This window comes from Virgisporangium aurantiacum (genome assembly GCF_016863635.1).
In the GTDB taxonomy this organism is placed as follows: Bacteria; Actinomycetota; Actinomycetes; order Mycobacteriales; family Micromonosporaceae; genus Virgisporangium; species Virgisporangium aurantiacum.
On the sequence record NZ_BOPG01000072.1, the window covers coordinates 87,109 to 110,437 of the forward strand.

Here is a 23,329-nt window from a genome sequence, read left to right on the forward strand (position 1 = left end):
GTACAACACCTGCAGTGGTTGGTGCTAGCCTCTTTTCATGGTCAGCAATCCCCGACGCCGCGATCTCCTCGCCGACGCCGGCCTGCGGGTGCTCGCCCAGAGCGGCGCCCGCGGCCTCACCCACCGCGCGGTCGACCAGGAGGCCGGGGTGCCGACCGGCACCGCGTCCAATTACTTCCGCTCGCGCGACGCGCTGCTCGGCGGCCTCGCGGAGCGGATCTTCGCGCGCATCACGCCGGACTCCGACGACCTCGCCCGGCTCGAAGGGCGCGGCCGCATGGCCGACTACCTGCTCGACATCGTGCGCCGCACCACGCGCGAACCCGACCTGATGCGGGCCCTGTTCGAGCTGCGCCTGGAGGGCGCCCGGCGGCCGGAACTCGGGCGCATGCTCGCCGCCACGCTGAACCGCGGCTACCGCGACGACGTCGCGTTCCACACGACCACCGGCCTGCCCGGCGGCGAGTTCGAGATCGCGCTGCTGCACTACGCCCTCGACGGGCTGCTGCTCGACCTGCTGAGCACGTCGATCGGCGCCGACTTCGACACCGCGAAGGTGGTCGAGGCGTTCGCGGCCCGGTTAGTGCGCTAGCTCGCCCAGCGCGGCGAGCGCGTCGTCGATCAGCGTGCCGAGGTCGGGGCGGCCATCGCCCTCGTACCAGGCGAGGACGCCGATCGCGGCCGCCATCATGCAGGCGGTGACGAAGGAGCGCACACCGAAGTCGTCGGGCTCGCGGCCCAGCCGGCGGGCGAGCGGCGGAGCGATCGTGTCGGTGCTCTCCAGGACACCGAACATCGTGCGGTCGCGGAGCGCCGGCACCGAGAACACCAACCGCATCCGCTGCAGGATCTGGTCGTTCTCGCCCGGTTTGAGGTCGCCGAGCGAGGTCGCCAGCGCGTACCGCATGGCGGCGAGCGGACCGAGGTCCGGCGGGGCCGCCGCGATCGCCGCGACGATGAGGTCGTCGTACCGGTCGGCGCTGACGACCTCTTCCTTGGTCTTGAAGTACCGGAAGAACGTGCTCGGAGAGACCTCGGCCGCCTCGGCGATCTGCTCCACCGTGGTCGCGTCGTAGCCCCGCTCGGCGAACAGGCGCAGCGCGTGCTCCTGTATCGCCCAGCGGGTCTTCTGCTTCTTCCGCTCACGCAACCCGGGCTGGTTCATGCTCCGATTCTGACTGACGGGCGGCCGCGCGTGCCGGCAGCCAGCGGGCCGTGAGCACCGCGCCGGCGACCGCGAGCGTCCCGCAGACGGCCAGCACGGCGGCCATGCCGGTGGTGAACGCCGACCGCGCGGCCGCGATCTCGCCCGTGGCCAGCGCCCCGGCGATCGACTCGCGGGCCGCGGCGCTGGCGCCCGACCCGAGATCCGCCCGGTAGACCGCCGACAGCAGGCTGCCGAGCAGCGCCACCCCGAGCGCGCCGGCGGTCTGGCGCAGCGTCATCGTCACCGCCGTGCCCGAACCGGCCTCGTCGGGCGGCAGTTCGCCGAGCACCGCGTCCATTGCCGGCGCCAGCGCCAGGCCGGTGCCGAGCCCGATCAGCAGCAACCAGGTCGCGATGAACCCGTAGGTCGAGTCGGGCCCGGTCGCGGTGCCGACGAACAGGCCGGCCGCGGACACCAGCAGGCCGGTCACCACCGGGATCTTCGTGCCGATCCGCACGCTGAGCCGGGCCGCGACGGGCGCGCCGACGAACAGCCCCACGATCAGCGGCAGCAACCGCACACCGACCGCCAGCGCGTCCATGCCGCGTACCGCCTGAAGGAACTGCGGCACCACGAACAGCAGCCCGAACAGCGAGAACGACGCGATGGTGCCGGCCGCCGTGCCCCACGCGAACCGCGGCCGGCGGAACAGCCCGAGGTCGAGCATGGGTTCGGCGGTTCGCCGCTCGACGACCACGAACGCGGCCAGCAGGGCGAGGCCGGCGACGAGCGCGCCGAGCACGAGCGGGTCGGTCCAGCCGCGGACCGGCGCCTCGATCACCCCGTACACGAAGAGCGTCAGGCCGGCGGTCGACAGGAGGCCGCCGCCGAGGTCGATGTGTTTCGGCCGGGCGGCCTTCGATTCGGGGACGAGCGCGGCGACGGCGATGAACGCGACCACCGCGGCCGGCACGTTGACCAGGAAGATCGACCCCCACCAGAAGTGCTCCAGCAGGTAGCCGCCGAGGATCGGGCCGATCGGGAGCCCGATGCCCATGCCCATCGTGAGCAGGGCGATCGCCTTCGGACGGTCGGTGGCGTCGAACATCACCGGGATGATCGCGGTGCTGAGCGGCGTCATCACCGCGGCGCCGACGCCCATCAGCGTCCGGGCGACGATCACCTGACCGGGACCGGTCGCGACGACGGCGAGCAGCGACGCCAGGGCGAACAGCGCCAGCCCGGCCAGGAGGAGCTTGCGGCGGCCGTAGCGGTCGCCGAGCGCGCCCATGGGGAGCAGCAGACCGGCGAACACCAGCACGTACGAGTCGACGATCCACTGCAGCGCGCTGGTGCCGGCGTCGAGATCGGCGGCGAGCGTGGGCAGCGCGACGTTGAGGATCGTGATGTCGAAGCCGAGCGTCAGCGTGCAGAGCACGATCGCGACAAGGGCCCACCAGCGCTTCGGGCTGGAAGTGACAGTCTCCATAAAATGACAGTAGCTGCCAGATGGCAGCTACTGTCAATGGGATGCGTCACTCATTCTGATTCACGCGGTGGTCTGGCCGAAACGGACCAGCGCCCAGACGATCGTTCCCAGCGCACCGGTCGACGCGATCGTGCGGACGATGTTCCAGCGCATCCACGGCTCCTCGAACGCCTCCCGGGCGGCGGCCCAGGCCTCCGGCGTGTCCGCGCCGCGGGTCGCCTCCAGCGCGTCGTTCAGCGGGATGTTCAGGGCGCCGGTGACCACGATCGCCACCAGGTAGAGCGCCAGCGCCGCGAGGATCCACGGCAGCACCGGGCGGCCGTCCTTCGGGAGGTGCAGGGCCGCGGCGACCGCGGTGAAGAACAGTGCGCCGAGGAAATGCGCCATGAACCACGGGTTGATGATCGCGACGTTGATGTTCTGCATGGCCTGAACGAACGTGCGATCGTCGGACCGGCCGAGGCCGAGCATGACCGACGCTGAGTAGGTGTAGAAGAGGCCGGCGGAGAGTCCGAGGGTGATCGCGGCCGCGACGAGCGAACCGCCACGCAGGATTGTCATGCCAATGAGTCAAGGCGATCGCGGGTCGCCCGGCCATGGCTCGAACGCGCGGCCACATACGCCGGCGTCTACGGGTAGCTTGTTTGTTGACCGATCAGCTGTTCGTGAGGAGAACTAATGAGGATCGGAATTGGGCTTCCGAACACGCTCACCGTGCCCGGCCCGGTAGTCGTCGACTGGGCCCGGAAGGCCGAGGAGCGCGGCTTCCAGTCGCTGGCGACGATCGACCGGATCGTCTACCCGTCGTACGACTCGCTGACCACGCTCGCCGTGGCCGCCGGCGCCACGTCGCGGCTCACGCTCTTCAGCAACATCCTGCTCGGGCCGGTGTACCCGCCGGTGTGGCTGGCCAAGGCGACCGCGAGCCTCGACGCGCTGTCGGGCGGGCGGCTGCTGCTGGGGCTCGGCGTCGGTGGGCGTCCCGATGACTTCGCCGCCATGGACCGGCCGTTCGAGACGCGTGGCAAGTTGATGGACGGCACGCTCGACATCCTCCACCGCGCGTGGGCCGGCGAGGAGGTCACCGGCGACGGCGTCGCGGTCGGCCCGGCGCCCGCCCGCGGCAACCGGGTGCCGGTGCTGATCGGCGGCACCAGCGACGCCGCGATCCGCCGCACGGTGCAGCAGGCCGAGGGCTGGACCGCCGGCGGCGGTGGCCCCGAGATGGCCGCGCCCGTGATCGAGAAGGTGCGGCAGGCCTGGGCCGCCGCCGGTCGCGACGGAGAGCCCCGCATCGGCGCGCTGGTGTACTTCGGCCTCGGCGACGTCGACGCGTCCCGCCGGTCGCTGCTCGCCTACTACGGATTCCTCGGGGAGTGGGCCGAACGGGTCGCCGAGAGCACGATCCGCACCGCGGCCGACGCCAAGGCGGTGGCACAGCGGTTCGCCGACATCGGCGTCACCGATCTGGCCTTCGACCCCACGATCGCGTCGCTGGACGAGATCGACCGGCTGGCGGACGCTGTTCTGTAGAGACTCCGCGACCGCGGACGCCCGTCGGCGTGGTGTCCGCGGTCGCGGTCTTTCTTACGCCTCCTCGGTCCAGAACGTGTCGTGCTTCAGGAAGAACGCCAGCCGTTCCTCCTCGCTCCGCTTGGCCATCGCGGCCACCTGCTCGAAGTACTCCTCGCGGGGAGCGCCCGGCGCGAACAGGATCAGCATTGAGGCCGGCTCGCCGGAGTCGTTTCGGAAGCCGTGGATGCCGCCCTCCGGCACGTAGAGGAAATCGCCGGGGGTGGCGTCGATCCACTTCGCGCCGTTGTAGAGGCGGACGGTGCCGCTGAGGATGAAGAACGATTCCGAGATCGACCGGTGGAAATGCGGCCCGGGACCCGTCGGCTTGCCGGGCATGTCCCACCGGTACAGGCCGAACTGGCCCTTCGTCGACGCGCCCGTGGCGAGGTAACTGGCCGCGGTCGCGGTTCCGACGTGGTCGGGTGCCGCGTCGGCACGGCGGAGAACCGCGCTGGGCTCACCCGTCTCGCCGAGGTACGTGGGGTCCGGATACACCTCTGGAGGGAATGACATCAGCCCAATCTAAGGGTCACCGCGGTGCCTGTCGGGCTGGTCCGGGTGAGTGTCAGTTCGCCGCCGCTGGCCCGGGCGGCACGGCGCGCGATGTCCAACCCGAGGCCGGTGGAGCCGCCGCCGCTGGTGCCCCGCTCGACGTACGCCGCCGGGATGCCGTCGCCCTCGTCGGCGATCGTGACGGCGGCGCCGGGGTGCCGCGGGGTGAGCGTCACCGTGAACGGGGTGCCGTCGGGAGTGTGGGCGAACACGTTGCCCAGCAAGGCGTCGAGGGCGGCGGCCAGCTCGTCGGCGGCCACCCGGACCGGCAGCGGGCCGGGCGCCAGGTCGAGGACGACGGTGCGGCCGGTGTCCTCGGCCAGCACGGTCCAGAACTCGACGCGCTCGCGCACCACCGACGCCGCGTCGCACTCGGCCGGGCCGGTGGCCTCGCCGCGGCGTCGGGCCTGCACGATCAGGCCGGTCACCGCGCGTTCCAGGCTGTCGACGCCGGCGCCGATCCGGGCCGCCTCCCCGGGCTCGGCCAGTGCCTCGGCCTCCAGCCGCAGCGACGTCAACGGCGTGCGGAGCCGGTGCGACAGGTCGGCCACGTGCTCCCGCTCCTCCCGGAGCAGGTCCTGGATGCGGCCGGCCAGGTGGTTCAGGGCGCCGGCCACCTCGCGCAGTTCGGGCGGGCCGGCCGGGGTGGCGCGGGCGGTCAACTCGGCCCGCGCCAGCCGGTGCGACACCGCCGACAGGTCCGTGATCGGCCGCACGAGCGTGCGCGCCAGCCGGTCGGCCACCAGCAGTCCGAGCAGCAGCAGCGCCAGGCCGAGCGCGGCGAGCACCAGCCACGACCGGGTCACGCCCCGAGTGAGCTCGGCCGAGGTGACGTACGTGCGCACCACCGCCGTCCCGTCGGGCCGGCCCAGGATGGCCACCACGATCTCCCGCCCGGCGCCGGTGCCCACGGTGAGGCTGCTGCCGCGGCGGGCGGCCAGTTCCACGGCGACGGTGCGCTCGACGGGCGTGCCCAGCACCGTCCCGTCGGCAAGGAACACCGTCACCGGGCGCTTCGACGTCGCCGCGACCTGGCCGGCGGCCAGGCCCAGCTCGTCCGGTGGCGCCGTGCCGGCGGCCGCGACCAGGCCCTGGACGTTGGTGACCGCCGCGACCGCCGCGCGGTCCGCGGCCACCGAGCGGAGCAGGAGCGCGAGCGGCACCAGGAATGCGGCCAGCACCAGGCACATCGTCGCCCCGACGAGCAGGGTGAGCCGGCGCCTCATGGCGCGCTCAATCGAACGCCGACACCCCGGACCGTGTGCAGGTACCTCGGCTCCTGCGCGGTTTCGCCGAGCTTGCGCCGCAGCCACGACAGGTGCACGTCGACGGTCTTGTCGGCACCGCCGTACGGCACCTGCCAGACCTCGGTGAGCAGTTCCCGCTTCGACACCACCTCACCCGCCTTTCCGGCGAGGTGCAGCAGGAGGTCGAACTCGCGCGGCGTCAGGTCCAGGCGCTCGCCGTCCAGCACGGCTTCGCGCGACTTGGCGTCCAGGCGGAGCCCGCCCACGACGACCTCGGTGTTCGCCGGCGTGCCCGCGGCCCGGCGGAGGACCGCCCGCACCCGGGCGTCGAGCTGGTTGGCCGTGAAGGGCTTGACGATGTAGTCGTCGGCGCCGACGTCGAGCCCGCGCACCATTTCCGTCTCGCTGTCGCGGGCCGTGGCGACGATCACCGGCGTCGGCGTGACCGCCCGGATCATCTTCAGCAGTTCCAGGCCGTCGAGGTCGGGCAGGCCGAGATCGAGAATGATCAGATCGGGACGGTCGTCGAGCACCGCCTGCAGCCCGGCCATCGCCGTGGCCGAGAAGGCGACGGCGTGACCACGTTCGCGCAGCGCCCGGATGAGCGGCAGCCGGATCTGCGGATCGTCTTCGATGAGGAGCAGGTGCGCCACAGAACGCACGGTAGCGGGCCTACGACCCGGAACGGGCGGGTTAACGGTTCGTTAGGGTCCGACGGTGCCCGCCTTAACCATCCCGGCGGGCATTATCGGGGCATGCGTTCCCTGTTCGCCGTGGCCGGATGGATCGCCGCCGCCGTGGCCGCGATCGGCATCGGTCTGGCCGGCGTGCAGACCATCGGCAACGGGATCACCGCCGGCACGGGCGGAAACGTGCTGACCGCCGAGGAGGCGGCCCGCGAACTCGCCGCCGCACCGCCGGTGCCGTCCGCCACCCCGTCTTCGTCGCCGTCGGTTGTTTCCCCCGCCCCGGATCAGCCGGTGAACGTGCGGCCGTTCGCCGGCACCGGTGGCACCGTGACGGCCGGCTGCCTTCCCGCCGGCGCGTTCCTGGTGAACTGGTCGTCGGCCCAGGGTTACAGCGTCAAGGAGTACCGGCGCGGGCCGGGCGAGTACGCCGAGGTCCGCTTCGAGAGCGGCAGCCACAAGGGCAAGGGCAACGGCGAGTCCCGCGTGCGGATCCGCTGCATCGCGAACGTCCCGACCGCCGAGTGGAGCTAGGAGTAGATGACGAAGCCCGCGGCGGGCACCGTGATCAGCACCGCCCGGCCGTTGCGGGGCTCCACCGTCACCTCGCGGCCCTCCTGGGCCTGGTCGGTCGAGTAGCGGCACACGAGCGCCGAACCGGCCGCGTGCAGGCCGGCGTCGATGGTGACCCAGACGGTGTGCGACAGCAGGGGATCGGTGTTGATCGCGAGGAGCACTTCGCGGTCGGCGAAGATGCGTGACCACGGGACGACCGAGCGCAGGCCGGGATAGCCGAAGCTCACGCCGTCACCCGAGATCTGCCGCAGATACTGGCGACCGCGCCGCAGCGCCGGCGTGGCCCGGCGCACGGCGAGGATGCGCGCCACCTCGTGGTAGACCGTGCCGGACTCGTCGAAGACGTGCCCGCCCGTGCTGCGGAACGCGCCGAACGCGCCGCCGAACATCGTCTCGCGGAGGTAGCGGTCGTTGCCGCCGGAACCGTCGAGGCGTTGCTCGGAACCGTAGTACAGGCACGGGATGCCGAGCGTCGTCACGTTGAACGCGATCGCCGCGAGCGCCATCCGCTGGCCGAGGTCGTCGGCCGCGAAGCGGGCCTTGGCCGGGCCCTTGCGCACCTGGTCGTGGTCGTCGTAGCCGGTGACCACCCGGTTGCGCAGCCAGGTGTGCGAGTCCTTGCCGAGCGCGAACGAGTCGCGGAACAGGTCGAAGTAGCCGCGCGGGTCGCGCTGGCCCTTCACCAGCCACTCCAGCTCGTCCTGGATCTCGGCGAGCCCGAGCGCCGCGTCCATGCCGACCTTTTCGAGCGTCTCGAACGCGAACCGCCGGTCGCCGGTGATCTCGGCGATCAGGTAGAAGTTCTCCTTGCCGATCGACTGCGCGAACTCGTGGATCACCGAGGCGAAGTAGCGGGCGGCGCCGCGGTCCATGTGTTTCACCGTGTCGACGCGGAGCCCGTCGAGGTCGGCGTAGGCGATCCAGTAGCGGTAGCAGCGGGCAAGGGCTTCCAGAGCAGGGGACGGCGTGTAGCGGTCGGTTTCGCCCGAACCGAGGTGGACGTCCTTCAGCCCGAAGAAGTCGCCGTCGAGGTATTCGGGGTAGCGGTCCCAGTCGACGATGCGGCCGCCGCAGGTGAACACGCCCGGTTCCTGGAGCTCGGCGGGCCAGACGGCGCCGTCGGGGTCGTCGACGGGTCCGAACGGCAGCGTCGGCTTGCCGGAAGCGTCGCGGAACCCTTCGACCGGATAGGGATGGCCGAACCAGGTGGCGTCGGTGACGTCGTCGCGGTAGGCGAACACGTCGCCGGTGTGGTTGAGGACGATGTCGAGGATGACCCGGATGCCCATCCCGTGCGCCTCGGTCACCAGGTCACGGAGCTCCTCCTTCGTCCCGAAGTGCGGGTCGACCGCCAGGAAGTTCTGGGTGGCGTACCCGTGGTAGGTCTCCTCGAACGGCGTCTGCTTCAGGATCGGGCTGATCCATACCGCGGTGACGCCCAGCCGGCCGAGGTACCCGAGCTTCGTGCGCAGCCCGTTGAGCGTGCCGCCGCACCACGCGGCACCCGCCTCCCGCCAGCGGGCGGCATCCTCTTCGGTGGCGACGGCGTTGCCGCGGTCCTCCCGGCGCAGCGCCGGCGTGGTGCCGGTGGTGACGGGCGCGCCGTTGTTGTCCAGGTAGCCGGTCTCGAAGCCGTCGGAGAACCGGTCGAGCATCAGGAAGTAGAGGACCTCGTCCTCCCACGCGACCGGCGACGGATGGAACTCCCGGTCGGTCAACGGGCGGAAATCGATCTCGGACGCGCGCCTGGTGTCCACCGCCTGAGCTTAGGCTCTGGACGTGGACCCGGATAAGGATCGGCGCTGGCCCCGTTCGGTGTACGGGGTGGGCGCCGAACCCGATCCCCGGTTCAGCTTCGCCAACGAACGCACCACGCTGGCCTGGCTGCGCACCGCGCTGGCGCTGATCGCGGCCGGGGTCAGCGTCGACGTGTTCCTCGACGACCTCACCTCCGTGCTGCGCAAGGCCGTCGCGGTGCTGCTGCTGGTGCTCGGAGTCGCGTGCTCGATCGGCGCGTTCGTGCGGTGGGCGCGCAACGAACGGGCGCTGCGCGACCGGCAGCCGCTGCCGGGCACCGGGCTCGGGCTGACGCTCGCCTACGCACTCGCGGCCGTCGGGATCGTTCTGGGCGTCGCGGTGCTGTGGGGAGCGCTGAGTTAGATGGAGCAGTGGGACGCCGGTGTGCAGAACGAGCGCACCGCGCTGGCCTGGCAGCGCACGGCGCTGGCGCTGTTCGGCGCCGTGGTGGTGGCCGCCCGGCTGGGGTTCCGGCAGTGGCCGGTCGCGACGGCGGTGGCGCTCGCACCGGCGCTCGGGCTCAGCCTGGCGATGCTCCGGCTGTCGAGCCGCCGCTACCGGCAGGCCCACGCCGCGTTGAACGGCACCGACCGGACGCCGGGTGGCCGGCTCCCGCTGTTCGCCGCGACGTCGATCACGTTGCTGGGCATGGCGGCACTTGCCGCCGTGCTGGCCGGCATACGCTGACGCGCGTGACCATTTCCCCCGACACCAAGGACTGGACCTGGGTGCTCAACCGGCCGTGCCCCGAGTGCGGGTTCGACAGCCGGACGATCACCGGGCGGGACGTGCCCGCCCTGCTCCGCGTCAACGTGGCGGAGTGGCCGGCCGTGCTGCACGACCCGGCGGTGCGCGAGCGGCGGCGCCCCGACTCGTGGTCGCCCCTGGAGTACGCCTGCCACGTGCGCGACGTGTTCCGCATCTACACGTACCGCCTCAACCTCATGCTCACCGAGGACGACCCGGAGTATCCGAACTGGGACCAGGACGAGACCGCCATCGCCGACCGGTACGGCGAGCAGGTTCCGGGAACCGTGATCGCCGAACTGATCGCCGCGGGCGAGACGCTGGCCGAGGCGTTCGAGGCCGTACCCGACGACGCGTGGCAGCGCACCGGCACCCGCGGCGACGGCGCCCACTTCACGGTGGAGACGTTCGCCCGCTACTTCGTGCACGACCCGATCCACCACCTGCACGACGTGCAGTCGTCATGATCTGACGGGCACCACGATGGGGCCGTGCGCGCCCTGCAGCACCTTCACGCGCGCCCGGTACTGGGTGGTCAGCAACTCCTCGGTGAGCACCTCGGCCGGTGGGCCGGCGGCAACGACCCGCCCACCGGCCATGAGCACCATCCGGTCGGCGTACTCGCCGGCCACCGACAGGTCGTGCATCGTGGCGAGCACCGCGAGGTTCCGGTCCCGCCGCAGGTCGTCGACCAGATCGAGGACGTCCTGCTGGTGACCGATGTCCAGCGCGCTGGTCGGCTCGTCGAGCAGCAGCAGGGGTGCCTCCTGCGCGAGCGCCCGGGCCAGGAACACCCGCTGCCGTTCCCCGCCGGACAGCGTCGGCAGGAGCCGCCCGGCGAACGCGACGAGGTCGAGCCGGGCGAGCACGCCGTCGACGACGGCGAGGTCCCGGGCCGACTCGCGGCCCAGCGGGGAGATGTACGGGGTGCGGCCCAGCAGCACGTAGTCGATCACCGTCATGCCGGGCGGAACCACCGGCGTCTGCGCCACGGCGGCCACCGCGCGGGCGCGGGCGCGCCGCGACAGCGCGCTCACGTGCGTCCCGTTGATGGAGATCGACCCCCGATGGGCCAGGCGGCCGCCGACGGCGCGCAACAGGGTCGATTTGCCGGCGCCGTTCGGACCGATCACCGTGACCCACTCACCGGCGGCGACCGTGAGGTCGACGCCGCTGAGGATCTCGGCGCCGCCGAGCGTCACCGACAAGCCTTCGATCGCCAGGGCACTCATACGGACATCCGGCTCGTCGTACGCAGCACGACCGCGAAGAACGGCGCGCCGAAGAACGCCGTGATCACCCCGATCGGAATCTCGGCCGGGCTGCCGACCGTGCGGCCGAGCAGGTCGGCGACCACGAGGAACGCCGCGCCGTACAGCATCGACAGCGGCAGGATCGCCCGGTAGCTGTACCCGGCGAGCAGGCGCACCGTGTGCGGCACGATCACGCCGACGAAGCCGATCAGCCCCGACACCGACACCGCCGCGGCCGTGCCCAGCGACGCCGCGCCGAGCAGGATGTACCGCGACCGCTGCGGGTGCAGGCCGAGGCCGGCCGCCTCCTCGTCGCCGACCGCGAGCACGTCGAGCTCCCGCCGGTGCAGCAGGATCGCCACGGCGCTGAGCGCCGCGTAGGGCAGCAGAACGAGGACGTCGTGCCAGCCGGCGGTGGCCAACCGGCCGAGCAGCCAGGTGTACACCTCGCGCACGTTGTCGATGTTGCGTTGCAACAGGTACGTCTGCGCGGCGGCGAGGAACGCCGACACCGCCACGCCGGCGAGGATCAGCGTCGCGGGCGACCGGTCGCGCCCGCCGACGCCGCCGAGCAGGTAGGTGAGCGCGACGGCGCCGACCGCGCCGACGAACGCGGCCAACGGCGTGCCGGCCGGCAATCCGCTGGTGCCGGTACCGGTGTCGCGCAGCGCGATCAGCGCGGTGACCGCGAGACCCGCACCGGCCGCGACCCCGAGCAGGTGCGGATCGGCCAGCGGGTTGCGGAACACGCCCTGGTACGCCCCGCCGGCGAGGCCCAGCATCCCGCCGACCAGCAGCGCGAGCACCACCCGCGGCAGCCGCAGTTCGAGGATGATCGCGACCTCGCGCTCGCTGAGCCCGCTGTTCCAGTGCACGCCCGGCAGCAGGTTCAGCAGTTCGATCGCCACCGAACCGGGCGGCAGCGACGCGGCACCGAACGCCACTCCCACGATCACCGCCACCACGACGGCCGCGATCCCACCCAGCGCCGCCGCCAGCGGGATGCCGGCCCGTTGCGCGGTGACGGCCTCCGCGGTCTTGGTCACGCGGGGGCTCGCGGCACCGCGCCGGCGATCACCCGCACCAGGTCGACGACGCGCGGTCCCCAGCGCGACGCGATGTCGTCGTCGAGCGGGATCACCCGGTTGCCGGTGACGGCGGAGATGTTCGCCCAGCCCGGCCGGCCCTTGACCGTCTCGAGTGACTGCTGGCAGCACTTGGTGTCGGCCAGGAAGACGAAGTCGGGATTCGCGGCGATCAACGCCTCCGCCGCCATCTGCGGGTAGCCGCCCTTCGAACCGTCGGCGTCGGCCGCGTCGGCGACGTTGGCGAGGCCGAACATCGCGAACAGCGAGCCGACGTACGTCTTGCTGGTGACGGTGTAGAACGTCGGGTCGAGCTCGTAGTAGTACGTGGGCTTGTCGGCCCGCTTCGGCGCGTCGGCGACGAGCTTGGTGATCTCGTTCTTCGTGCGGATCACCAGGTCGGCGGCCTCGTCCCGGTGACCGGTGAGCGCGCCGAGGTCTTCGATCTGCTTGTACGTGTCGTCGAGGGTGACCGCGGCCGTGCCCAGGTAGACCGGGATCTTCAACGCGGTCAACTGGTCTTTGATCTTGTTGATGTCGTTGGAGATGACCACGAGGTCGGGCTGCTTCGCCGCGATCGCCTCGGCGTTCGGCTGGAAGCCCGACAGGTTGCTCTTCGGCGCGTCGGGCGGGTACGTCGACTGGTCGTCGACGGCCGTGACCTGCTTGCCGGCGCCGATCGCGAACAGCATCTCGGTGCCCGACGGCGACAACGACACGATCTTCTCGGGACGCTTGTCGAGCGTCACCCCGCCGGCCGAGTAGGTCTCGGCGGGCGCGGGCTTGTTGCCGTCGTCGTCGGTGGAAGCGCAACCCGTGAGTGCCAGGGTGAAGGCGACGGCGAATGCCGCCCCCATACGAATTCTCATCGGGACCTCCTGTCGGCCGAGGAGAGGTGCTTCGCCGACAGGCCCGGGGCTTGGGCGCGTCCGCGAGACGCCCTTCCTCGAGAGCGCTGGTTCGCGACCGCCGCAGGCGACCTGGCTCGTCCCCCATCGCGCGGGGGCTTCACAGTTGCGGGACAGCGCCGGAGTCTTGACCGGCTTCGCTGCGGACGACCTGGTAAGACCGTAACTCAGGCCTTGCGGGCTACCCCGGCGTACTCGGGCACCGAAGTGGTGTCGTTTCCGTCCGGGCGCCAGCGCGTCACGGTGACCACACCCGGGTCGAGCAGGTCGAGGCCGCGGAAGAAGCCGGCGACCTCGCTCGGTGCGCGGGCGCAGATCGGCGCGGACCCGCTCGCGTTCCACCACTCCATCGCCCGCACCACCGCCTCCGGCGCCACCTCCAGCGTCGGGTGGGTCAGCACCAGGTAGCTGCCCGACGGCAGCCCGGCCATGAGGTCGCGGACCGCGGCGGCGGCCGCACGATCGTCGACGATGAAGTCCACCACCCCGATCAGCATCACCGCGACCGGTGCGGAGAGATCGAGCGTCGCGGCGGCCGCGCGGAGGATGTGGTCCGGGTCGCGCAGGTCGGCCTCGATGTAGGTCGCGGTGCCGGTGAGGAGTTTCCGGGCGAGCGCGACGACCTGCGGATCGTTGTCGGCGTACAGCACCGTGGCGTCGGGTGCCACCTGGTGGGTGTTGTCGGCGGTGGGCAGGCCGGCGCCGATGTCGAGAAACTGCGTGACCCCGGCGGTTCCGGTGAGGTAACGCACGGCGCGGCCCAGGAACCGGCGGTTGCTGCGCGCCCAGGTGACGAGCCCGGGCAGGTGGCGGAGCATCTGTTCGGCGGCGGCGCGGTCGACGGGGTGGTTGTCGGTGCCGCCCAGCAGGTGATTCAGCAGCCGGGCCGAGTGTGCGACTTTCGGCGATGGCTCGGTCACAACCGGAGAGCGTAGCGATACCCGGCACCGGCGATATCGGCTGAATGGCCCTTTGACAGAGCGGTGGCCGCTCCCAGCACCTGGAGCGGCCACCGCCGTTGAACGGCATCAGGATAGTCAGTCGTCGCTACCGTGCCCACCGCCGCCGTGGTCGTCACCGGGCGGGTCGTCGTGCCCACCGCGCCCGCTGCCGCTACCGCCCTTGCCGCTGCCACTGTTGTCGTCGCTGCCGGAGCCGCTATTGCCGCTGCCGCTGTTGCCGCTGCCGCTATTGCCGCTGCCGCTATTGCCGCTGCCGCTATTGCCGCTGCCGCTGTTGCCGGAGCCGCTCTCCGCGCCCTTGTTCTCGAATCGCGTGATCGCGCCGGTCACCTTGTCGACGTGTACGTCGTACCGCACGCCGTTCTTCACGATCCGGACCTTCCACACGGCCCGCCCGTGCTCGAACTCCGACTCGACCCGCGTCACCGTGCCGCCGCCCACGTGGGCGAGCGCCGCGGCGGCCGCGAGGTCGCTCGGCACCACCTCGCCGCCGAGCGGTGCCGGCGCCGTCGTGGTCGGGCTGTCATCCGGGGACGTCGGCGAGGCCGTATCGGTGGGCGAGGCCGTGTCGTCGGGCGACGGCGAGTCGTCCGGCGACGGTGATCCGGTCGCCGCGACCGTTCCGGGCCGGCCGGAGTCGTCGGATCCGGCCGCGGCGAGGGCCGCCCCGCCGATGGTCAACGTGGCGAGGGCGGCGACCCCGGCCACCGCGAGTGCCTTGCGCTTCATGTCGTGAAACCTCCTGAACGTTGCTGTCAGGAGAGAGCGTCGCCGGAACCGCCCTATCACCACGCTGTGCGAACCCTAAGCCCCGGTTAAGCGCCCGCACCCACCCGAGTCGATCTTGCAGTTGTGGTGCCTATCAAAGTGCCACAAAACCGGGCCAAGCCGGCACCACAACTGCAAGATCAACTGCTTTGGGGACGGGGGCGGGGCGAGAGATCAGGCGGCGGCGATCGCCTCGATTTCGAGGAGCCATTCCTCGGCGTAGATGTCGCAGATGATCACGGTGAGGGCGGGGCGGTGGTCGCCCAGGATTTCGGCGCGGATGCGGCTGTTGGCGGCGCGGTGTTCGCGGCTGCCCAGGAACACGGTGACCTTCACGAGGTTCTCGACGCCCAGGCCGGCCTCGCCGAGCACGGCGAGCACGTTGCCCCACGCGATCCGGCACTGCGAATCGAAGTCTTCCGGAAGGTCGCCACCCCAGGGCGGCTGCCCGCTGACGAACACCAGGCGCTCCGCCCCGGTGACCAGGGTGCCGTGGGTGTAGCGGGCCGAACTCTCGGGCAGTGACGGTGGGTCGACGGGTTCGATCATCACGACGGCGACCATAGCTGACCGGGGAGTTCATACTTGGGCCATGGACGAGGACGTGGAGTTCGCCGGTGCGCTGATCCGGCTGTCGCTCGCCGTCCAGTATGTCCTTCAGGACCTCAGCCGCGAGCACGATCTCACGCCGCAACAGTCGGTGCTGCTGTCGTCGCTGCTCGAACGCCCGGTCGGCATGGCCGAGCTGAGCGACCGCCTGCACGTGGAGAAGTCGACGCTCACCGGCCTGGTCGACCGGGCCGAGCGGCGCGGCCTGGTGCACCGCACCCCCGACCCGTGCGACCGCCGGGCCCTGCGCGTCGCGCTCACCACGGAGGGCCGCGACATGGCCGACACGTTCTACCGGGCCGTCACCGAGGCGCTGCTGGCCCACCTCGACGGGCTGCCGGCGGAGACGGTGTGCCACCTCCGGTCGGCCGTGCCGCCCACCGCGACCATGTTCTGGGACGCGGTGGGCTGCTCCGCGCGTCAGCGCTGCATCGAATCGCCCTGACGCTCAGGCCGCACGCAGCGGCTGGAGCGCCGTGCTCCACGCGATCACCTGGTCGAGCAGCGCGCCCAGGTCGTCCTCCAACTGCTGGTCGGCGCGGAAGTCGGTCCAGTTCTCGAAGTACTGCTGGATCGGGATCGTCACCTGGGCCCGCACGTCGGCGACCATCAGCTCGCCGAGGATGAGCCGGAGGTGCTCGGCGGCCCGGGCGCCACCGGCGCGGCTGCCATAGCTCACGATCCCGGCGGCCTTGTTGTTCCACTCCTGGAACAGGTAGTCGACGGCGTTCTTCAGCGCGCCGGACGTGGAGTGGTTGTACTCCGGCGTCACGAACACGTACCCGTCGTACTGCGCGATCAGCGCCGACCACTCCTTGGTGTGCTGGTTGGCGTACTGGGCGAACATCGGCGGCTGCGCCTCGTCGAGGTGCGGCAGCGGGTGGTCGGCCAGATCGATCAGGTCGAAGTCGGCACCGCCCCGTTTCTGGGCCAGCTGGTGCACCCACTCGGCCACCTGCTCGCCCCGCCGCCCGGGCCGGGTGCTTCCCAGAATTACCGCGATCCGCGTCATCGACGTCTCCTAGTCACGTGAATATTCAACTCGAAGCTAGCGCCGATGACTTGAGCGGTCAAGTGATCGGAGATGTGTCACAGGACGGCTAAACTCATGGCGTGACGGGCGAGGGCGACTGCTGCGAACCCGCCTGGCTCGACGACCTGGAGATCGACGCCTGGCGGCGGCTCGCCGCCGTGCTCACCGTGCTGCCGAGCGAACTCGACGCGCAGATGCAGAAGCGGGCCGACCTCAACCAGTTCGAGTACCACGTGTTGTCGTACCTGTCCGAGGCGCCCGACCGCACCCTGCGGATCAGCGACCTGGCCACGCTGGTGCGCGGTTCGCTGTCGCGGATGTCGCACCTCATCAAGCGGCTCGAACGACGCGGCTGGCTGCGGCGCGAGCCGGCGCCCGAAGACGGCCGCTACACCAACGCGATCCTCACCGACGCCGGCTACGAGAAGGTGGTCTCGGTCGCTCCGGTTCAGCTCGACGTGGTGCGGCAACTGGTGCTGGGCCAGCTCACGCGCGTACAACTCAAGCAGTTGCGCGAGATCGGCAACCGGCTGCTCGCCAACGTCGACTCGTTCAAGTGCGTCGAGTGAACGTGGCCACGAAGTAGCCGACGCCGAACGGTGCCGCGCAGTACAGCAGGTCGGCATCCGCCTTCGGGAGGGCCGCGGCGAGCACCCGCAGGGCCGGGAACCCGGTGACCATCAGGTCGGTGGGATCGAGGGTGTCCATTGTGGAGAGTTCACCGTCCACTATGGACTTTTCCACCGACGCGTCGAACTTCTCGGCCCGTAGCGCCAGATCCGTCGAGGTCTTCAGGTTGCGGTGGGCGGAGCCGTCGGCCAGCACCAGCAGGGCATCGGCGCGCAATTCCGGAATACCGGCCGCGACCGTCCACACTCGACGGTCACCGCGGAAGCCGGCCTCGTCGAGCAGCCGGCCGCCCAGGCCCACGCCGAGCGGCACCGCGGGCGCGCCGACGAGCCTCGGTCCGCCGTAGGGCGCGAGGTCCGCGCGTCCCGTTGCCGGCCATTCGCGCGTCACCCCGCCCGCCGCGACGATCGCGACCACCTCGACCCCCGACGCCACGAGCCGCGCCGCCGCTTCCGCCGCGGCCGCGCGCACCGCGGCGGCCTCCGGGTCGTCGCCGGTGAGTTCCGCGGCCATCAGCGGCGCCGCGGGGCACAGCGCGGCCGCCGCGATCACGCCAACCCCCGCGTGGTGCGCCGCGGCGGACGGTCACCCGCGATCGACGCCACCATGTCGAGCACCTGCCGCGTCTGCCGGGTCTGGTGGACGCGGTAGACGCGCGCGCCCAGCCACGCGCACACCGACGTGGTGGCGAGCGTGCCCGTCACCCGGTCGTCGACCGGCGCGTCGAGGGTTTCGCCGACGAAATCCTTGTTGGACAAGGAGACCAGCACCGGCCAGCCGGTCGCGACCAGTTCGCCGAGGCGACGGGTCACCTCCAGCGAGTGCCACGTGTTCTTTCCGAAGTCGTGGGCCGGATCGATGATGATTCTGTGCGGGTCCACGCCGGTGCTTTCGGCTTTTTCGGCGAGTTCCACCGTGTGTTTCAGGACCTCGGCGACCACGTCGTCGTAGGCGACGCGGAACGGGCGGGTGCGCGGGGCCATCGGGCCGGCGTGCGCGCACACGATTCCCACGTCGAACTCGGCGGCGACGCCGGCGAGCTTGTCGTCGACGCCGCCCCAGGGGTCGTTGATGAGGTCGGCGCCGGCGGCGCACACCGCGCGGGCCACCTCGTGCCGGTAGGTGTCGACGCTGATCACGACGCGTGGGTACGCGGCCCGCACGGCGGCGACGAACGATGCGGTCCTGTCGATCTCCTCGGCCGCGTCGACGTCGGCGCCGGGACCGGCGGGCACGCCACCGATGTCGACGATGTCGGCACCCTCGGCGACCACCTCGTGCACCCGTTGCATGGCCTTCTCTTCGGCGAACGTGGCGCCGCGATCGTAGAAGGAGTCGGGGGTGCGGTTGACGATCGCCATCACCACCCGATCCGTGACCGTGAACTCCCGCGGGCCGAGACGGAGGACCGACGGCTTCACGGTGCGGCCGGCTGGTAGCGCAGGCCGTCCATGATCAGGTCGAGCAGCCGGCCGGCCTGGTCGGGGGTGACGGTGGCCAGCGCCACGGCGCCGACCGCCCGGAGCACGTCGTCGGGATCGACATCGTCGCGCACCTTCCGGCTTTCGACGGCCGCGCGCAGCAGCGTGGTGGTGGCGGCGAGCATCCGTTCCCAACTGCGGGCGAACGGGTCGCCGCCGGCCGCGATCAGCGCCCGGAGCGCCGCACCCATGCCGCGCTTGGTGGTCATGTAGTCGACGAACCGGTCCATCCAGGCGCGGATCGCCTCGTCGGGCGGCAGGTCCGCGAGGAGGTCGTCGGCGGCGTCGCAGAGCCGGCCGAGTTCGTTCTGGTACGCGGCGTCGACCAGCGCCTCGCGCGTGGGGAAGTGCCGGTACAGCGTCCCGATCCCGACGCCCGCGTCCTTCGCGATCGCGTCGAGCGTCGCCGCGTCGCCGTCCCGGGTGAAGGCCTCCACGGCGACCTCGAGGATGCGGTCGCGGTTGCGCTGGGCGTCGGCGCGCACGTGACTCCTCTCACTTGAAACCGGAGGATCCTCCGGTTAGCGTCGGTCTCAGCTACGAAACGGAGGATACTCCGCTTCGACGGTCCTTTGGAGGATCCCATGATCGTCACTCCGTTCACCGCGACCTCGACCGCTGTCGAGGTGGTCGACGGCATCGACCTCACCGGACGGCGGGCCGTCGTCACCGGTGGCGCGTCCGGCATCGGCGTCGAGACCGCCCGCGCGCTCGCCGGCGCCGGAGCCGAGGTCACGCTCGCCGTCCGCAACCTTTCGGCGGGCGGGAAAACCGCCGACGACATCATCGCGACCACCGGGAACAAGCAGGTCTCGGTGGGTTTTCTCGAGCTCGCCGACCCGGCGTCGGTGGCCGCGTTCGTCGCCGCCTGGGACGGACCGCTGCACCTGCTGGTGAACAACGCCGGGGTGATGGCGGCGCCGTTCTCGCGCACGCCGGCTGGGTGGGAACTGCAGTTCGCCACCAACCACCTCGGGCACTTCGCGCTGGCCACCGGCCTGCACGCGGCGCTGGCCGCCGGCGCGTCGGACACCGGCCGGGGCTCCCGGGTGGTGTCGGTCAGTTCGGCCGCGCACCTGCGGTCGCCGGTGGTCTTCGACGACATCCACTTCGAGCGGCGCTCCTATGAGCCGTGGAGCGCTTACGGCCAGAGCAAGACCGCGAACGTCCTGTTCGCCGTCGAGCTGACCCGGCGCTGGCAGGGCGACGGCGTCACCGCGAACGCTTTGCACCCCGGCGGCATCCGCACCAACCTGCAGCGCCACATCGCCGAGGCCGACCTCGACGCGCTCCGGCGGGCGGCCGGCGTCACCTCGTTCGCCTGGAAGAGCCCGGAGCAGGGCGCCGCGACCTCGGTGTTCGTGGCGACGTCGCCGCTGCTGGAGGGCGTCGGCGGTCGCTATTTCGAGGACGTCGACGAGGCCGGTCTCAACAAGCCGGGCGAGCGGACCGGGGTCGCCGCCTACGCGCTCGACCCGGAGTCGGCGTCGCGCCTCTGGGCGGTCAGCGAGGAGACGCTGCAGCGCTGACGCCCGCACCGGATGCGCCTTGCCGGGCGCCGGCGTGGGACAGTTGATCCGTGCGGATCGGGATCCTCGGGCCGTTGCGGGTAACCGGTGACGACGGGGCAGACGTGGAGGTCAGTGGTGCCCGGCTACGGGCGCTGCTGGCCCGGCTCGCCCTCGACCCCGGCCGCCAGCTCGCCATCTCCGCCCTCACGGACACGCTGTGGAACGGCGACGCCCAGCCGTCCGACCCGGCCAACGCCGTCCAGTCCCTGGTCTCCCGGCTGCGCCGGGCGGTGCCCGGTGTCCCGATCAGCTCCGGCCCCGGCGGCTACCGGCTCGACCTTCCGCTCGACGCGATCGACGCCCACCTCTTCGAACTGCTCGCCGCCAGCGGCCGGCGCGCGCTGGCCGACGGCGACCCGACCGCCGCCGGCAAGCACCTGCGAGCGGGGCTCGACCTCTGGCGCGGTCCGGCGCTCGCCGACCTGGCCGACGCGCATCCGGCCGTCGCCGCCCGGCTCGACGAGTTGCGGCTGGCCGCCATCGAAGACCGGATCGACGCCGAACTCCGGTGCGGCGCGGCGGCGGAGAGCCGGCTGGTCGCCGAGTTGGAGGAGCTTTCCGCCGCGCACCCGTTGCGGGAGCGGTTGGCGGCGCTGCGGATCAGGGCGCTGGCCGCGGCCGGCCGGCCCGCCGCCGCGCTGACGGCGTACGAGGAGGTCCGCGGGCGGCTGGCCGACGAGCTGGGTGCCGACCCGTCGTCGGAGCTGCGCGACGCCCACCTGGCCGTGCTCCGGGGCGAGCCGAAGCCGCCGAAGCCGGCTTCGTCCCGCGGGAACCTCCGGGCGGCGCTCACCACGTTCGTCGGGCGCGACGAGGAGATCGAACAGGTCATCAAGCAGCTCGGCGAGAACCGGCTGGTCACGCTCGTCGGCCCGGGTGGTGCCGGCAAGACCCGGCTGGCGTCGGTGGCGGCCGGTCAGTTCGCGGCCGCGTCGTCGACGCTCGCCGGCGGCGTGTGGCTGGTCGAGCTGGCACCGGTCACCGATCCGGGCGAGGTGTCGCGCGCCGTGCTCGACGCGGTCGGCCGCTCCGATCCCCGGCCCGACGCCCACAAGCCGGGCCTGCCGCGCGACACGATGGCACGGCTGGTCGAGTTGCTCGCGCCGACCGACACGCTGCTCGTGCTCGACAACTGCGAGCACGTGATCGAGGCGGCCGCCCGACTCGCCGACGACCTGCTGGCCGCCTGCCCGCGGCTGCGCGTGCTCGCGACGTCCCGGGAGCCATTGGCGATCGTGGGCGAGGTGCTCACACCCGTCCCCCCGTTGCGGTTGCCGACCGCGGACGCCGCGCCTTCCGAGGCGCTGACGTTCGCGGCGGTCCAGCTTCTCGCGGACCGCGCGGCCGCGGTCCGGCCGGGCTTTTCCGTGACGGACGACAACGTGCGCGCCGTTGTCGAGATCTGTCGGCGGTTGGACGGGCTGCCGCTCGCGATCGAGTTGGCGGCGGCGCGCCTGCGTGCGCTGTCACCGGCGCAGGTCGCCGACCGGCTCGACGACCGGTTCCGGCTGTTGACCGGCGGCAGCCGCACGGCGCTGCCCCGGCACCGCACGCTGCGGGCGGTGGTGGCGTGGAGCTGGGATCTGCTGACCGAGGACGAGCGGCGCCTCGCGGAGCGGCTGGCGGTGTTCCCGTCCACGGTCACCCCGGAGAGCGCGGCCGGCGTCACCGGCTTGACCGACGCGACCGAGGTGCTCGACGCCCTGGTGGACAAGTCGCTGCTGCAGGTGGTGAGCGACGGCCGGTTCCGGATGCTGGAGACGATCCGGGAGTACGGCCTGGAGAAGCTCGCCGAGGCCGGCGCGGTCGCCGACGCCCAGCGCGCACACACGGCGTACTTCCTGAGCCTGCTGCAGGAGGCCGAACCGCACCTGCGCACGGCGCGGCAGTTGCCGTGGCTGGATCTGCTCGACGTCGAGCGGGAGAACATCTACGGGGCGATGCACTTCGCGTGCGACGCGGGCGACTCCGACAGCGCCATGCGGATGGGTGCGCTGCTGATGTTCCCGCTCTCGATCCGCGACGACTTCCAGCAGTCGGCGTCGTTGCTGGACCGCGTGCTGGCGTTGCCCGGCCCGGCACCGGCCGGTGCCCGCGCCGTGGTGCGGGCGATGACCATGATCAGCCGGGTGTTCTCGGGCTCGGGCATGCCCGAGCCGGGCGCGGTCGACCGGCTGATCGAGGAGGTCCGCCGCACCGACCCGACCGAGTACCCGTTCGTGCTGCTGATCGAGCCGATGGTCACGCTGTTCACCGACGACACCGCAACGGGCCTGGCCGCCGTCGAACGCGGGCTCGCCACGGATCCCGACAACTGGATGCGCGCGATGCTGCACATGCTGCGCGGCCAGATCGAGGAGAACGACGGCGACGCCGAGGGCATGCTGCACGACCAGAGCATCGCCCGCGAACTGTTCCGGGAGACGGGCGAGCGCTGGGGCCTGTCGATGTGCCTGGCCCAGCTCGCCGACGCCCACACCAAGCGCGGTGACTACGACGCCGCCGCCGCGTCGCTGAGCGAGTCGCTGGCGCTGGCCCGCCAGGTCAACGCGGAGGCCGACGCCTGGTATCAACAGATCTGGCTGGCGGCGTTGCGGGCCCGGCGCGGCGACGTCGCGGGCGCGCGGGCCGAGCTGACCCGGCTGGTCGACGAGGTCGATCACGAGCGCGACTCCCGCTCGGGCGCGTGGGCCCTGTTGATGCTCGGCGACCTGTCCCGGCAAGCCGGTGACCTCGACGAGGCCCGGTCGTACTACACCGCCGCCTGGGACCGGAACGAGGCCGCCACGATGTCGCCGCCGCAGTTCCGGGCGCTGCTCAAGGCCGCTCACGCCTACCTGGCGCTCGAATGCGACTCCCCCGCCGAAGCCCACGAGCACCTCGTCGAGGCGGCCGGGTATGCCCTGGACGGTCGCGACATGCCGGTGGTCGCCGCGGTCGGCGTCGCGACGGCCACCTACTGGGCCGCGGCCGGCTCGCCGGAGCGGGCGGCCGAGGTGCTGGGCGCGGCGGACAAGATCCGCGGCCACCCGGACCGCTCCAACCAGGACGCTGAGCGCCTGGTCACGAAGCTGCGCACGTCCGTCGGCGACGCGGCGTTCGAGGCCGCATATTCGAGGGGACGCGCGTCCAGCCGGGTCGAGGCCCTGAAGCACCTCGACCCGGCGTCCTGATTCTCTTCTTTCCGCCTTTACGCCCCTCGGCGTTCATGGG

At 71.8% G+C, this 23,329-nt stretch carries 27 protein-coding genes; 10 read left to right on the forward strand and 17 right to left on the reverse strand.

The genetic code is table 11. The features are described from left to right. Positions 1-37 precede the first annotated feature (37 nt). The gene (locus Vau01_RS47345) at positions 38-592 is read left to right on the forward strand and encodes a TetR/AcrR family transcriptional regulator (RefSeq protein WP_204007272.1); all 555 of its coding nucleotides are present in this window, start codon (positions 38-40) and stop codon (positions 590-592) included. On the opposite strand, the gene Vau01_RS47350 is transcribed toward Vau01_RS47345, so the two are convergent. From Vau01_RS47350 to Vau01_RS47360, 3 genes are read right to left on the reverse strand one after another with little or no spacing between them, the layout of a single operon-like run. Further along, positions 581-1,165, reverse strand: coding sequence for an acyl-CoA-like ligand-binding transcription factor (locus tag Vau01_RS47350; RefSeq protein WP_204007274.1), 585 nt, complete (start codon positions 1,163-1,165; stop codon positions 581-583). The two genes, Vau01_RS47345 and Vau01_RS47350, sit on opposite strands and share 12 nt — an antisense overlap. Next, on the reverse strand, positions 1,143-2,636 hold the full coding sequence (locus Vau01_RS47355; protein ID WP_204007276.1) for an MFS transporter: 1,494 nt from the start codon (positions 2,634-2,636) through the stop codon (positions 1,143-1,145). Before Vau01_RS47355 ends, Vau01_RS47350 begins: the two co-directional genes overlap by 23 nt. 60 nt (positions 2,637-2,696) lie before the next feature. Next, on the reverse strand, positions 2,697-3,197 hold the full coding sequence (locus Vau01_RS47360) for an anthrone oxygenase family protein (RefSeq protein WP_204007277.1): 501 nt from the start codon (positions 3,195-3,197) through the stop codon (positions 2,697-2,699). A 117-nt stretch (positions 3,198-3,314) separates the two neighbouring features. Between Vau01_RS47360 and Vau01_RS47365 the strand changes: the two genes are divergently transcribed. Beyond that, positions 3,315-4,169 carry an LLM class flavin-dependent oxidoreductase gene (locus Vau01_RS47365; RefSeq protein WP_204007279.1) on the forward strand — a complete coding sequence of 285 codons (855 nt, stop codon included), beginning with the start codon at positions 3,315-3,317 and terminating at the stop codon, positions 4,167-4,169. A 54-nt stretch (positions 4,170-4,223) separates the two neighbouring features. On the opposite strand, the gene Vau01_RS47370 is transcribed toward Vau01_RS47365, so the two are convergent. The 3 genes from Vau01_RS47370 to Vau01_RS47380 are packed head-to-tail and all read right to left on the reverse strand — an operon-like array spanning position 4,224 to position 6,663. After that, a complete protein-coding gene (locus Vau01_RS47370) occupies positions 4,224-4,724 on the reverse strand; it encodes a cupin domain-containing protein (protein WP_204007281.1) in 501 nt (166 codons plus the stop codon). Beyond that, complete coding sequence (locus Vau01_RS47375; protein ID WP_204007283.1) at positions 4,724-5,989, reverse strand: sensor histidine kinase; 1,266 nt, start codon at positions 5,987-5,989, stop codon at positions 4,724-4,726. Before Vau01_RS47375 ends, Vau01_RS47370 begins: the two co-directional genes overlap by 1 nt. After that, positions 5,986-6,663 carry a response regulator transcription factor gene (locus tag Vau01_RS47380; protein WP_204007285.1) on the reverse strand — a complete coding sequence of 226 codons (678 nt, stop codon included), beginning with the start codon at positions 6,661-6,663 and terminating at the stop codon, positions 5,986-5,988. The genes Vau01_RS47375 and Vau01_RS47380 overlap by 4 nt, the downstream gene beginning before the upstream one ends. A gap of 102 nt (positions 6,664-6,765) precedes the next feature. Between Vau01_RS47380 and Vau01_RS47385 the strand changes: the two genes are divergently transcribed. Continuing rightward, positions 6,766-7,230, forward strand: a complete 465-nt coding sequence (locus Vau01_RS47385; protein WP_204007287.1) for a septum formation initiator — start codon at positions 6,766-6,768, stop codon at positions 7,228-7,230. Here Vau01_RS47385 and Vau01_RS47390 read toward each other — a convergent pair. Further along, positions 7,227-9,029, reverse strand: coding sequence for an alpha-amylase family glycosyl hydrolase (locus Vau01_RS47390; protein WP_204007289.1), 1,803 nt, complete (start codon positions 9,027-9,029; stop codon positions 7,227-7,229). The two genes, Vau01_RS47385 and Vau01_RS47390, sit on opposite strands and share 4 nt — an antisense overlap. Before the next feature lie 22 nt (positions 9,030-9,051). Here Vau01_RS47390 and Vau01_RS47395 point away from each other — a divergent pair, with 22 nt between their 5' ends. From Vau01_RS47395 to Vau01_RS47405, 3 genes are read left to right on the forward strand one after another with little or no spacing between them, the layout of a single operon-like run. Then, positions 9,052-9,432 (forward strand): YidH family protein, encoded by a 381-nt coding sequence (locus tag Vau01_RS47395; RefSeq protein WP_204007291.1) that lies wholly within the window; start codon positions 9,052-9,054, stop codon positions 9,430-9,432. After that, a complete protein-coding gene (locus Vau01_RS47400; RefSeq protein ID WP_204007293.1) occupies positions 9,433-9,756 on the forward strand; it encodes a DUF202 domain-containing protein in 324 nt (107 codons plus the stop codon). Between the two features lie 5 nt (positions 9,757-9,761). Beyond that, complete coding sequence (locus Vau01_RS47405; RefSeq protein ID WP_204007296.1) at positions 9,762-10,283, forward strand: DinB family protein; 522 nt, start codon at positions 9,762-9,764, stop codon at positions 10,281-10,283. On the opposite strand, the gene Vau01_RS47410 is transcribed toward Vau01_RS47405, so the two are convergent. The 6 genes from Vau01_RS47410 to Vau01_RS47435 form a co-directional block, all read right to left on the reverse strand. After that, a complete protein-coding gene (locus Vau01_RS47410) occupies positions 10,278-11,048 on the reverse strand; it encodes an ABC transporter ATP-binding protein (RefSeq protein WP_204007298.1) in 771 nt (256 codons plus the stop codon). The genes Vau01_RS47405 and Vau01_RS47410 overlap by 6 nt on opposite strands. Continuing rightward, positions 11,045-12,115: a FecCD family ABC transporter permease gene (locus tag Vau01_RS47415; protein ID WP_204007300.1), complete on the reverse strand. Its 1,071-nt coding sequence runs from the start codon at positions 12,113-12,115 to the stop codon at positions 11,045-11,047. The genes Vau01_RS47410 and Vau01_RS47415 overlap by 4 nt, the downstream gene beginning before the upstream one ends. After that, positions 12,112-13,023, reverse strand: a complete 912-nt coding sequence (locus Vau01_RS47420; RefSeq protein ID WP_204007302.1) for an ABC transporter substrate-binding protein — start codon at positions 13,021-13,023, stop codon at positions 12,112-12,114. Before Vau01_RS47420 ends, Vau01_RS47415 begins: the two co-directional genes overlap by 4 nt. 206 nt (positions 13,024-13,229) lie before the next feature. Continuing rightward, positions 13,230-13,982, reverse strand: a complete 753-nt coding sequence (locus Vau01_RS47425) for an SAM-dependent methyltransferase (RefSeq protein WP_204007304.1) — start codon at positions 13,980-13,982, stop codon at positions 13,230-13,232. A 117-nt stretch (positions 13,983-14,099) separates the two neighbouring features. Further along, complete coding sequence (locus Vau01_RS47430) at positions 14,100-14,753, reverse strand: PepSY domain-containing protein (protein WP_204007306.1); 654 nt, start codon at positions 14,751-14,753, stop codon at positions 14,100-14,102. A 213-nt stretch (positions 14,754-14,966) separates the two neighbouring features. Beyond that, positions 14,967-15,341: a RidA family protein gene (locus tag Vau01_RS47435; protein ID WP_204007372.1), complete on the reverse strand. Its 375-nt coding sequence runs from the start codon at positions 15,339-15,341 to the stop codon at positions 14,967-14,969. Positions 15,342-15,384: 43 nt separating this feature from the next. Between Vau01_RS47435 and Vau01_RS47440 the strand changes: the two genes are divergently transcribed. After that, a complete protein-coding gene (locus Vau01_RS47440; RefSeq protein ID WP_204007307.1) occupies positions 15,385-15,846 on the forward strand; it encodes a MarR family winged helix-turn-helix transcriptional regulator in 462 nt (153 codons plus the stop codon). Between the two features lie 3 nt (positions 15,847-15,849). On the opposite strand, the gene Vau01_RS47445 is transcribed toward Vau01_RS47440, so the two are convergent. After that, a complete protein-coding gene (locus Vau01_RS47445) occupies positions 15,850-16,413 on the reverse strand; it encodes an NADPH-dependent FMN reductase (RefSeq protein WP_204007309.1) in 564 nt (187 codons plus the stop codon). Positions 16,414-16,514: 101 nt separating this feature from the next. Between Vau01_RS47445 and Vau01_RS47450 the strand changes: the two genes are divergently transcribed. After that, positions 16,515-17,003 carry a MarR family winged helix-turn-helix transcriptional regulator gene (locus tag Vau01_RS47450; protein WP_239152471.1) on the forward strand — a complete coding sequence of 163 codons (489 nt, stop codon included), beginning with the start codon at positions 16,515-16,517 and terminating at the stop codon, positions 17,001-17,003. Here the strand turns inward: Vau01_RS47450 and Vau01_RS47455 are convergent. The 3 genes from Vau01_RS47455 to Vau01_RS47465 are packed head-to-tail and all read right to left on the reverse strand — an operon-like array spanning position 16,987 to position 19,030. After that, positions 16,987-17,616 carry a class III extradiol ring-cleavage dioxygenase family protein gene (locus tag Vau01_RS47455; protein ID WP_204007311.1) on the reverse strand — a complete coding sequence of 210 codons (630 nt, stop codon included), beginning with the start codon at positions 17,614-17,616 and terminating at the stop codon, positions 16,987-16,989. The genes Vau01_RS47450 and Vau01_RS47455 overlap by 17 nt on opposite strands. Further along, positions 17,613-18,425 carry a dihydropteroate synthase gene (gene folP, locus Vau01_RS47460; RefSeq protein ID WP_204007376.1) on the reverse strand — a complete coding sequence of 271 codons (813 nt, stop codon included), beginning with the start codon at positions 18,423-18,425 and terminating at the stop codon, positions 17,613-17,615. The genes Vau01_RS47455 and folP overlap by 4 nt, the downstream gene beginning before the upstream one ends. Before the next feature lie 56 nt (positions 18,426-18,481). Continuing rightward, a complete protein-coding gene (locus Vau01_RS47465; protein ID WP_204007313.1) occupies positions 18,482-19,030 on the reverse strand; it encodes a TetR/AcrR family transcriptional regulator in 549 nt (182 codons plus the stop codon). A 99-nt stretch (positions 19,031-19,129) separates the two neighbouring features. Here Vau01_RS47465 and Vau01_RS47470 point away from each other — a divergent pair, with 99 nt between their 5' ends. Further along, positions 19,130-20,074: an SDR family NAD(P)-dependent oxidoreductase gene (locus tag Vau01_RS47470; RefSeq protein WP_204007315.1), complete on the forward strand. Its 945-nt coding sequence runs from the start codon at positions 19,130-19,132 to the stop codon at positions 20,072-20,074. Positions 20,075-20,124: 50 nt separating this feature from the next. Then, on the forward strand, positions 20,125-23,289 hold the full coding sequence (locus Vau01_RS47475) for an ATP-binding protein (protein ID WP_204007316.1): 3,165 nt from the start codon (positions 20,125-20,127) through the stop codon (positions 23,287-23,289). Positions 23,290-23,329 lie beyond the last annotated feature (40 nt).